7 protein-coding genes are annotated in these 9,806 nt (G+C 31.1%); 2 read left to right on the top strand and 5 right to left on the bottom strand.

Annotation, left to right across the window (positions count from 1 at the left end):
- Positions 1 to 179: 179 nt before the first annotated feature.
- Together JJD95_RS09360 and JJD95_RS09355 are read right to left on the bottom strand one after the other, a co-directional pair.
- Positions 180 to 1,574, bottom strand: a complete 1,395-nt coding sequence (locus JJD95_RS09360; RefSeq protein WP_291642658.1) for an MBL fold metallo-hydrolase — start codon at positions 1,572 to 1,574, stop codon at positions 180 to 182.
- 150 nt (positions 1,575 to 1,724) lie between these two features.
- Positions 1,725 to 2,798: an undecaprenyldiphospho-muramoylpentapeptide beta-N-acetylglucosaminyltransferase gene (locus JJD95_RS09355; RefSeq protein ID WP_291642656.1), complete on the bottom strand. Its 1,074-nt coding sequence runs from the start codon at positions 2,796 to 2,798 to the stop codon at positions 1,725 to 1,727.
- Between the two features lie 263 nt (positions 2,799 to 3,061).
- Here JJD95_RS09355 and JJD95_RS09350 point away from each other — a divergent pair, with 263 nt between their 5' ends.
- Both JJD95_RS09350 and JJD95_RS09345 read left to right on the top strand, forming a co-directional pair.
- On the top strand, positions 3,062 to 3,247 hold the full coding sequence (locus JJD95_RS09350) for an alpha/beta-type small acid-soluble spore protein (RefSeq protein WP_291642654.1): 186 nt from the start codon (positions 3,062 to 3,064) through the stop codon (positions 3,245 to 3,247).
- A 256-nt stretch (positions 3,248 to 3,503) separates the two neighbouring features.
- Positions 3,504 to 3,686: an alpha/beta-type small acid-soluble spore protein gene (locus JJD95_RS09345; protein WP_291642652.1), complete on the top strand. Its 183-nt coding sequence runs from the start codon at positions 3,504 to 3,506 to the stop codon at positions 3,684 to 3,686.
- A 56-nt stretch (positions 3,687 to 3,742) separates the two neighbouring features.
- Here the strand turns inward: JJD95_RS09345 and recJ are convergent, their stop codons facing one another.
- The 3 genes from recJ to JJD95_RS09330 form a co-directional block, all read right to left on the bottom strand.
- A complete protein-coding gene (gene recJ, locus JJD95_RS09340) occupies positions 3,743 to 5,512 on the bottom strand; it encodes a single-stranded-DNA-specific exonuclease RecJ (RefSeq protein WP_291642650.1) in 1,770 nt (589 codons plus the stop codon).
- A 9-nt stretch (positions 5,513 to 5,521) separates the two neighbouring features.
- On the bottom strand, positions 5,522 to 6,778 hold the full coding sequence (locus JJD95_RS09335) for a pitrilysin family protein (protein WP_291642648.1): 1,257 nt from the start codon (positions 6,776 to 6,778) through the stop codon (positions 5,522 to 5,524).
- A 95-nt stretch (positions 6,779 to 6,873) separates the two neighbouring features.
- The gene (locus JJD95_RS09330) at positions 6,874 to 9,795 is read right to left on the bottom strand and encodes a DNA topoisomerase IV subunit A (protein ID WP_291642646.1); all 2,922 of its coding nucleotides are present in this window, start codon (positions 9,793 to 9,795) and stop codon (positions 6,874 to 6,876) included.
- Between the last annotated feature and the right edge of the window lie 11 nt (positions 9,796 to 9,806).

The following is a 9,806-nucleotide window of genomic DNA, read 5'->3' as shown; positions in this document are numbered from 1 at the left end:
ATCATACTTTTACAAAAGCAAAGCACCAACAATTAGTTGGTGCTAATGTTTCACATGATTTGGGACATTTTCAAAAATGCTTGACAGTTTTTTTGTTGTAAATATTACAATATGGACTAAGATTTTCTTCATAAAATATAAATCAACTAAATTTTCCCAAAATTTTCTTTGAATTGTATTTATTTATTCAAATTATATTTTTCTAAACTTTTAACTATTACAGAATCATATTCTTTTGAATCCAATATTTCCTTAAAACACTTTTGAGAATCTGCGTCCCCATGTACCAGAAAAACCTTTTTAGGTTTTATCTTTATATTTTCCAGAAAATTAATTAAGCCATTTCTATCTGCATGACCGGAAAGCCCTTGTAAATTATATATTTTTGCTTCCACTGAAATATCTTCTCCAAAAATTCTAACCATCTTATTCCCATCTAAAATCCTTCTACCTAGGGTGCCCTCAGCTTGATATCCTACAAATACCACTGAATTTTCACTTCTCCACAAATTATGCTTTAAATGATGTTTTATTCTACCTGCATCACACATTCCACTACTTGATATTATAATGATTCCCTTTTCTATATCATTAAGCTTCATAGAATCCTCAGCGCAGTGAGTAAAAGTAAGTCCTTTAAACTCCAGTACATTACTATCATGTTTTTGGTATTCTTTTGCGTCAGCATCGAAATATTCTGTATTACTTTCAAAAATTCTTGTTGCTTTTTCTGCAAGAGGGCTATCCACATAAACACCACAGTTTTTAATAGTATCTTCTTCGATGTACATATTAAGTGCATATAGTACTTCTTGTGTTCTTCCCACTGCAAAGGATGGGATTATAACATTTCCACCTCTATCGAAAGTTTCTTTTATTATATTAGCTAATTCTTTTAATACATCTTCTAATTTACTATGTACCTTATCTCCATAAGTAGTCTCCATAATCACATAGTCTGCACTCTCTATAGGTATAGGATCATTTATTAGTGGGATATTGAAATTACCTAAATCTCCACTATAAACAAGCTTTACTGATTTTTCATCTTCTTCTTCCATTTCCAGTTCGATAATAGCCGACCCAAGTAAATGGCCTGCATCCTTTAAAATAAGTGTTAGTCCTTCAAAAGGCTTTATTTCCTCATTATAATCATAACCTTTAAAAAGTTTTATACATTCTTCTGCTATTTTCGAAGTATATAATGCCTCTTCCGGTAGTAGGCCTTTCTTTTCAATTTTCTTATTTTTCCAGTGTACCTCCATCTCTTGAATATGCCCACTATCCGGTAGCATAACCTGACACAATTCCATTGTAGCTTTACTACAAATTATTTCACCTTTGAATCCTCGCTTATATAATAATGGGATTCTACCACTATGATCCATGTGAGCATGGGACAATATCACTAAATCTATATCTTCTGGATTAAACCCGAAATTTCGATTTTTACCTTTGTCTCCATCTTTTCCTTGATATAACCCACAATCCAATAAGATAGTTTTGCCTCGTAACCTTAGTATATGGCATGAACCTGTAACACACTGCGTTGCACCTGAAAATTGAAGTTCCATTTTCTTCTCCTTTAATTTAAATTTTAAAACAATTATTTATCCTCATAATTACAGTCTTCACCACTTTCGTTTTTTTTATATGCAAAATATTATTTTAATATTTATTAGCTAATTAGAACCTAATAAAAAGATGAAGAATTTTCACATTCATCATCTTTTTCTATATTTTTCTATTAAATCTACTATTAAATCAATACTTTTTTCAGTATTGCTAGAATTCATGCTTTTAATATATTCGTGTCTATCATTATAGAGTTCATTAATTTTTGTTTCTAAATTTTCAGGGGTGAGCTCATCCTCTTGGATAACCATACTATAACCGCTTTTTTGAAAAGACTCTGCATTAAGTATTTGATCTCCTCTGCTAGATTTACCGGATAGAGGAATTAATAAATTAGGCTTCCTCATTGCCAAAAGTTCAAAAATAGCATTGGCTCCCGCCCTTGACACAACAAGATCTGAACTAGTAAGTAAATGAGGTAATTCTTCTTTTACATACTCATATTGCACATACCCCTTTTTGTTTTCAAGTGTTCTATCAATATTACCATTGCCACAAATATGAATAACATTAAAGAGTAATAACAATTTTTCAAGTTTTTTACGTATTGCTTCATTTATAATTTTAGATCCCAAACTACCACCGATAACCATTAGTATTGGTCTATCATTTTTAAAACCACATATTTCCTTACCTTTTATTTTGCTTCCCTGAAATAATTCGGCTCGTATAGGATTTCCAGTTAATACCCCTTTATCATTTTTTATTTCCTTTAACGACTCCGGAAAAGTTACACATAGTTTAGTACAATAAGGAGCCGCCAGCCTATTAGCAAGTCCTGGTGTAATATCACATTCATGTGCAATTACTGGCACTTTATTTAAGTATGCTGCAAGCACTACAGGTACCGAAACAAAACCGCCTTTAGAAAAAACTATGTCTGGCTTTTGCATTTTTATAATTTTTTTCGCCTCAAAAATACCCTTGATTACTTTAAAAGGGTCAGAAAAATTTTTAAAATCAAAATATCTTCGAAGTTTCCCACTAGATATAGGGTAATATTTTATATTTTCGCCCTCTATTATTTTTCTTTCAATACCATCCTTTGTACCTATATATTCAATTTCATAATCTAAGGTTTTAAGTTTTGGTATAAGTGCAAGATTTGGTGTTACGTGTCCAGCAGATCCGCCACCAGTCATTATTATTTTATGTTTTACCACTTTAACACTCCTTCTAAAAAACATGTTTTAATCAGTATATTCTACATTATTATATACCAAGTTGGATGAAAAGTTCTACTGTTCACTAAATAAATTTATTGTTCACTAAATAAATTTATTGTTTATTATAATTATAGTTGTCCATAATTTGCTAAACTGTATATAATTTTCAAAACTCTCCTTCAACTCACTAAAATAAAAATTAAATATACGGATAAACTACTATTATAAAATAATCACAAAAATAAAAGGAGGAATTAATAATGGCTAACAAAACATTAGTACCACAAGCAAGAGAGGGACTTAACAAATTTAAAATGGAAGCTGCTCAGGAAGTTGGAGTTAGTTTGAAGAATGGATACAATGGAGATCTTACTTCAAGACAAAATGGTTCCGTAGGCGGACAAATGGTAAAAAAAATGGTAGAACAGTACGAAAAAAATTTATAATTTAAAAACCATAAGTTGAAATTTAAAAAGTTAAGAGGTATATGCTAGTCATATACCTCTTAACTTTTGTTGTTTTCGCCTATTTAAATCATGTAATTATTTTTAAATATATTAAGTATTTCCTAATTTGGTTATCATTAATTCAAAATATTGTACTTGCCTTATTTTCCTTAAATAATCTGTTATATATTTTGAATTTCTGCACAAGATACTATCATAACAAAACAAAATATAATTTAAAAGGAGTGATTAACAAATGTCAAACAGAAAATTAGTACCTCAAGCTAAAGCTGGATTAAATTCATTTAAAATGGAAACTGCAAAAGAACTAGGTGTTAATTTTACAGATTATAATGGTGATTTAACTTCAAGGGAATGTGGTTCTGTTGGCGGAGAAATGGTTAAGAAAATGGTACAACAATACGAAAGTAATTTATAATTTTAAAAAAATATAACAGAGACACATAGGCTTAATGTCTATGTGTCTTTAATGCTTTAATGTATCTTAAATTCTAGAATCTTTAATTGAATAGATGTACGCCCATTATATTCATTAATTTGAGGCGAATAAATCAGATCTAGTTTCATACCTCTAGGGCTTTTAAGATAGTTCATATGATCTTGTCCATAGTTATCTTTTAGCATTTCTATAAACTCTTCGACTTTATTAAAACATATTCCATCTATTATTTTATCTTCCCCTGACACTCGACATTTTATTTTTAATGTATTAGCATTTTTACCTAGTATGTCTATCTTTAGAACAGAAATATTCTTTTCAGCAAGAAGAGGTGCTGGATTTCCTTTGCCAAAAGGCTCGAGCATTTCTAATTCTTCAATTATTTCATAATTTATTTTATTTAATGGCATCCTCTGGTCTATTCTTACCTTTGGAACTATGTCCTCATCTGTTAAAGTGCAAATGCGGTTTAACTTTTCCCTTAACCTATCTATATTTTCTTCTTTTATAGATAGCCCTGCAGCCATGGGATGACCTCCAAATTTCTCCATAAGTTCTTCACATTTTATTAGTTCCTCAAATAAATTGTATTCTTCAATAGACCTTGCAGAGCCTTTTGGATTATCTTTTCCCTTAGTAAGTATTATAGTTGGAACATGAAAAGCTTCCCTAACACGCCCTGCTACAATTCCTGCTATGCTCTCATGAATAGTATCTTTATAAATTACTAGTACTTTATCATTTTTATAAGTGGAATTTTCTATGAGCTTTATTACCTCTTCTACATTAACTGTTGTCATCTCTTGTCTTGTTTTATTAAGATCAAATAATACCTTAGCTAGGTCCTTTGCTCTAGTTTCCTCTTCGCATAGGAGTAACTCCACGGAAAGTGCTGCTGTATCTAATCTTCCTGTAGCATTTATGCATGGTCCTATTTGAAACCCAACATTGTAAGATTTCATCTCCTTGCCTTCAATGCCCAAAATTTCCTTTAGACATTTAAGCCCAAGATTTTTTGTATTTGTTAACGCTTTTAAAGCGTTCTTAGCAATTGTTCTATTCTCTGAAACCAAATCTACCACATCACATATAGTTCCTATCCCTGCTATCTCCATAAGTTCTTGTGCCTTTTCACAATCAATCCCAAGTTTTATATATAGTGCTTGTACAAATTTAAAAGCTATACCTGCCCCAGATAAATTTTTAAAGGGATAATTACATTCCACTTGTTTTGGATTTATAACCGCATCCGCTAGTGGAATTTTAAAAGTTCTTACTCCACTATCTTCTTCGTCAAATGCTAACTCATGGTGATCAGTCACTATAACAGTCATTCCTAGTTCTTTTGCTAGTTTAACTTGTTCAATAGCAGCTATTCCATTGTCACAAGTTAAAATTACTGAAACTCCTTGTTGCTTTAGTTTTCTTATTCTATCACTATTGATCCCATATCCTTCATTTTCTCTATCTGGCACATAGTAATCCACTAGTGCACCGCAGTGTTTTAGTGCCTTATACAGTATAACAGTACTAGTAACTCCATCAGCATCATAATCCCCATATACAACTATTTTTTCACTATTTCCTATAGATAATACTATTATACCTATGGCCTTTTCCATATCTTTCATTAAAAATGGATCATATAAATCATCCAAACTAGCTCTCATAAATTTTTTTATATCTACTTCATTATTTAATCCCCTATTAATTAATATCTTAGCAATAACTTCACTTACCCCAGAGTTTTTTGCTAGTAAACTAATATCCTTAGAGGTATTTCTTAGTAACCACTTTTTCTCCATAATTATCTCCTATTTATTATTATTTGAATTCGGCATTAGTACTTGTATAGTAGGATTCACTAATACTTTGTTTACTACTGCCATTATTTCACTTTCACTTATACTTTGCATACCTTCAAATTCGGAAAAAATTTCTAGTCCACTTCCGTACATGATTTCATGTACACATAAATTCATGCTAGTTTGAATAGATTTCTCTAGTGCTAGCATTCTTCTTAATTTGTAACTTTTGCATAGCTTTAAAATACACTTCTCATCAAAATAATTCCTAGGTTTTTTAACTTTTTCTATTTCATCATTAATAATTTTTATAGTGTTTTGGACATTTTCATATGAAGTTCCAAGATAAATTGTAAAAAGTTTTATTCCTGTTTCATTTTTAATTTTGCTGCCTATATCATATACAAGCCCTCTCTTAGTTCTAATTTCATGGTACAATATACTACTTGTACCTTCTCCGAACACTAAATTAAATAACTTTAATGCGCTAATTTCTCTTGGATTTAAATCATGTACTGAAAAACAATATTGAATTTTTGCTCCTTGTATATCATTTTTATATTGAAAGTAGGTGCCGGGATTATTATTTTCGTATACGTACTCCTCATCCTTTTTTACTGTCTGTTTTTCATTAGTTAACTTAGAATCAGAATTGCATAAATACATCTCTACTATTTTCGAAACACTTTCAATGCTCATCGAGGATACAACTGACACTACACAATTATCCGCAGTATAATGTTTGTGGTAAAAATCTATAATTTGCTTTATCGTAATGGATTTAATGCTTTCCTCCGTGCCAATAATTAAATCCTTTAATCTTCGCTCTTTAAAACAACTATTAAACATGGTATCTTCGCAAAACTGATTTGTGTCATCCTTCCATTCTTTTAGTTCTTCAATAATCACACCTATTTCCTCTTTGAATCCATTTAGCGGGAAAGTTGGGTTTAAAAGAATATCAGAGTAAATTTTAAAACCTTTTTCAAAATCCTCATCTAGGGTGGTTCCATAATATACTGCATAAGGATAATTAGTCATTGCATTACAAAACCCAAAAGTTTCATCGCATAATATATTTATTTGGTATTCTGTCAGCGAAGATGTACCCTTAAAAAGCATGTGCTCTACCACATGAGCAATTCCTAGTTGTTCTTTTTTTTCACTGTTTGCACCTGCATTAAATCCTATTGTAAAAGAAGTCAAATTATTTTCTGCACTCTTATATAATAATTTTATTCCGCTCTTAAGTATTATTTTTTCCATATAAGCACCTTCATTTTTTTATTTGATTTAAAATACAAAAAAGACATGCTAAGATTAGTTTATTTAAACTCACATTGCATGCCTTTTTTATATTTCTATTCTAAAATAACAACCTCTACGTAATCATCCACTAGTGCATTGGTTAAGTTTTTACCTCTACCTGCTCTATTTTGAACGTTTATATCATCAAGTCTTATAACCTTTTTTTCACCTTTAAATGAACTAACTGTTAGTGATAAACCCTGATCTAGTGTGGCAACTACTTCACTACTTGATTCTGTGTTTTTCGTTACTGCAACTACCAAATCTACAAATATAACTTCATCATCATCCTTTAGACTTATTCCTGTTACCCCGGAGGCAACCTTCCCCATAAAGTTAATATTATTCACATTAAATCTTATGCACATTGCCTTTTTTGTTATAAGCAATACGTCTTTCTCGACATTATCAAGGTTGATTTTTACAGAGGTTATTTTATCTTCCTCTGTTTTAAGTTTATAAACAAGTGTAGAGAAAAAGTCTCCCTGAAGTTCACTAAGTTTAGTTCTTTTTGTAAATCCTTTTTTTGTAAAGAAATATATACTAGAATCCTCGTTAAAATCATCAACTGAAACAATATCTACTATTTTATCATAAAGATTAAAATTATCTAATAGAGTATTAATAATTATGCCCTTCTTTGGAGTATTCTGGATCATATAGCTAGGCAGCTTATGAACTATGCCTTTTTCCGTAAATATAAGCAATGTAGAAGATGATTTAGTATAGGTACTTAAGGGAGTATTGCTCCTTCTACTAGATATTTTTATTACACCTTTTACATTTATACTAATATTAAATTCTTTATAGTCAGAATCCTGCGTAAATTCTATTGCACCCACTTGATCCTGTGCTGTAAGGTGGAATAACTGAGTGCCCAGTGTATTTCTATCAATGGATTCTAGTGATGGCCTTTCTACTGAAAATTCCAAACCTTCCACAGTGGATACCTTTATAAATTTTTCTTGTTTTTTCTTGCCTATTAACCACACTTTCAGAAGTGTTTCATTTTCTCTTAATTTTAAAGCTGCTAGTTTAGTATAACTAGTAACAAATTTATCCAGATCAGTTTTCTTTATATTACCTTTGCTAGTAAAAAACATAAATTCATTATGACAAGATAGATTTTCTGCTGAGAAACAATCAACAATTTTTTCTTTTGTAAGGTCTATCCCTCGAATAAGCGTATCAAGTCTTTCGCCTTTTTCTTTCCACTTATATTCTGGAACTATGTCTCCCTTTAGTTGATACATATTTCCAGCATCAGTAAATATCATTAAGGCATCCTTAGTATTTGTTTGAAGTAGACATGTATTAAAATCTCCCTCTCTATACTCTATATCTTCTATATTAGTGTTAGACCTATTATAAGATTTCATAGGTACTCTCTTTATATATCCGTCATTAGATAAGGTTATCATAATATCCTCTACCACGATTAATTCATCTAAATCTATCTTAGCTTCGTTGTCATCTTCAATGATTTCAGAACGCCTTGGATCGTTATATTTTTCTTTAATTTCTGTAATCTCCATTTTTATAACTTTCAAAAGTTCATTTTTATTTTCAAGAATTTTCTTATATCCCTTAATTAGTATTTCTAATTTTTTATACTCTTTTAGAAATATTTTTATTTCAAGGCCCGTAAGCTTATATAGCATAAGTTCAAGTATGGCTTCCGTTTGAGTAGCTGTAAAACCAAATTTAACTTCAATGTTTGCACCAGCATCCTTTTTAGATTTTGAACTTCTAATGGTAGCAATAATCTCATCCATTACATCTATAGCCTTAATAAATCCTTCTACGATATGAAATCTCTTTTCTGCAACTTCTAATTGACTTAGAGTTCTTCTAGTCACAACATCCTTTTGATGATTTAAATAATGCATTAATATAGTTTTAAGTCCCATAGTTTCAGGTTTTCCATTGGCCAGGGCTACCATATTAAAAGGTACCGTACATTGAAGTTCTGTTTTCTTTAATAAGTATCTAAGTACCATAGCTGCAGTGTCCTTACTTGTAGACTTTTTAAATTCAATTACTGATCTAAGTCCACTTCTATCGGATTCATCTCTAATATCTATAATGGATTCTAACGCTTTTGAGTGTTTTTTATCCGCTGTCATCTCAGAAATAAATCCTAGTAATTTCGCCTTGTTTTTTCTGTACGGAAACTCTGTAATAACTATGCCAAGACGTCCAGTTTCTAAAGTTTCAATTTTAACTTTTGAACGTAGTGTTACCTTACCTTCTCCAGTTTCATAGGCAGACTGTATAGCATTCCTGCCTATTAATATTCCGCCTGTTGGCAAATCTGGTCCTTTAATATATTTCATTAACTCTTTTACAGTAATTTCCTCATTATCAGCATAAGCTAGTACTCCATCAATAACCTCTCCTAAATTATGAGGGGGTATATTTGTAGCTATTCCCACCGCTATTCCAAAGGTTCCATTTACAAGCAAATTAGGATATCTTGCAGGCAGTACAGCTGGTTCTTTCTCTGTGTCAGAATAATTATCTACCATATCCACAACGCCTTTATCAATATCCCTTATCATTTCAAGCGCAATAGGAGAAAGTCTTGCTTCTGTATAACGCATAGCAGCTGCATTATCCCCATCCTGACTTCCCCAGTTTCCATGACCATCTATTAACGGTTTTCTTGTAGAAAAACTTTGAGCAAGGATTACCATAGCTCCATAAACAGAGCTGTCTCCATGAGGATGGTATTTACCAAGTATATCTCCAACAATTCTTGCTGATTTAAAGTAGGGTTTATCTGGAAATGCCTTTAGCATATACGCTCCATAAAGAATTCTTCTATGCACTGGTTTTAGACCGTCCCGTACATCTGGAAGGGCCCTTTCTCTAGCAACTTCCACGGCATAAGGAAGATAGTTATCTGGCATTGCTTCTTCAATTGGAGTCATTATTATATTATTATCTTTGGGTATATCAATTTTTTTTGCCATTTAATAAATTC

This window comes from Clostridium sp., assembly GCF_016650035.1.
Classification (GTDB): Bacteria; Bacillota; Clostridia; order Clostridiales; family Clostridiaceae; genus Clostridium_AD.
This window is presented reverse-complemented; position numbering and strand designations above follow the sequence as displayed.

Coding starts and splice junctions, on each gene's coding strand:
- JJD95_RS09360 (WP_291642658.1), bottom strand. CDS start 1,574: ATGGAACTTCAATTTTCAGGTGCAACGCAGTGTGTTACAGGTTCATGC.
- JJD95_RS09350 (WP_291642654.1), top strand. CDS start 3,062: ATGGCTAACAAAACATTAGTACCACAAGCAAGAGAGGGACTTAACAAA.
- JJD95_RS09345 (WP_291642652.1), top strand. CDS start 3,504: ATGTCAAACAGAAAATTAGTACCTCAAGCTAAAGCTGGATTAAATTCA.
- recJ (WP_291642650.1), bottom strand. CDS start 5,512: ATGGAGAAAAAGTGGTTACTAAGAAATACCTCTAAGGATATTAGTTTA.
- JJD95_RS09335 (WP_291642648.1), bottom strand. CDS start 6,778: ATGGAAAAAATAATACTTAAGAGCGGAATAAAATTATTATATAAGAGT.
- JJD95_RS09330 (WP_291642646.1), bottom strand. CDS start 9,795: ATGGCAAAAAAAATTGATATACCCAAAGATAATAATATAATAATGACT.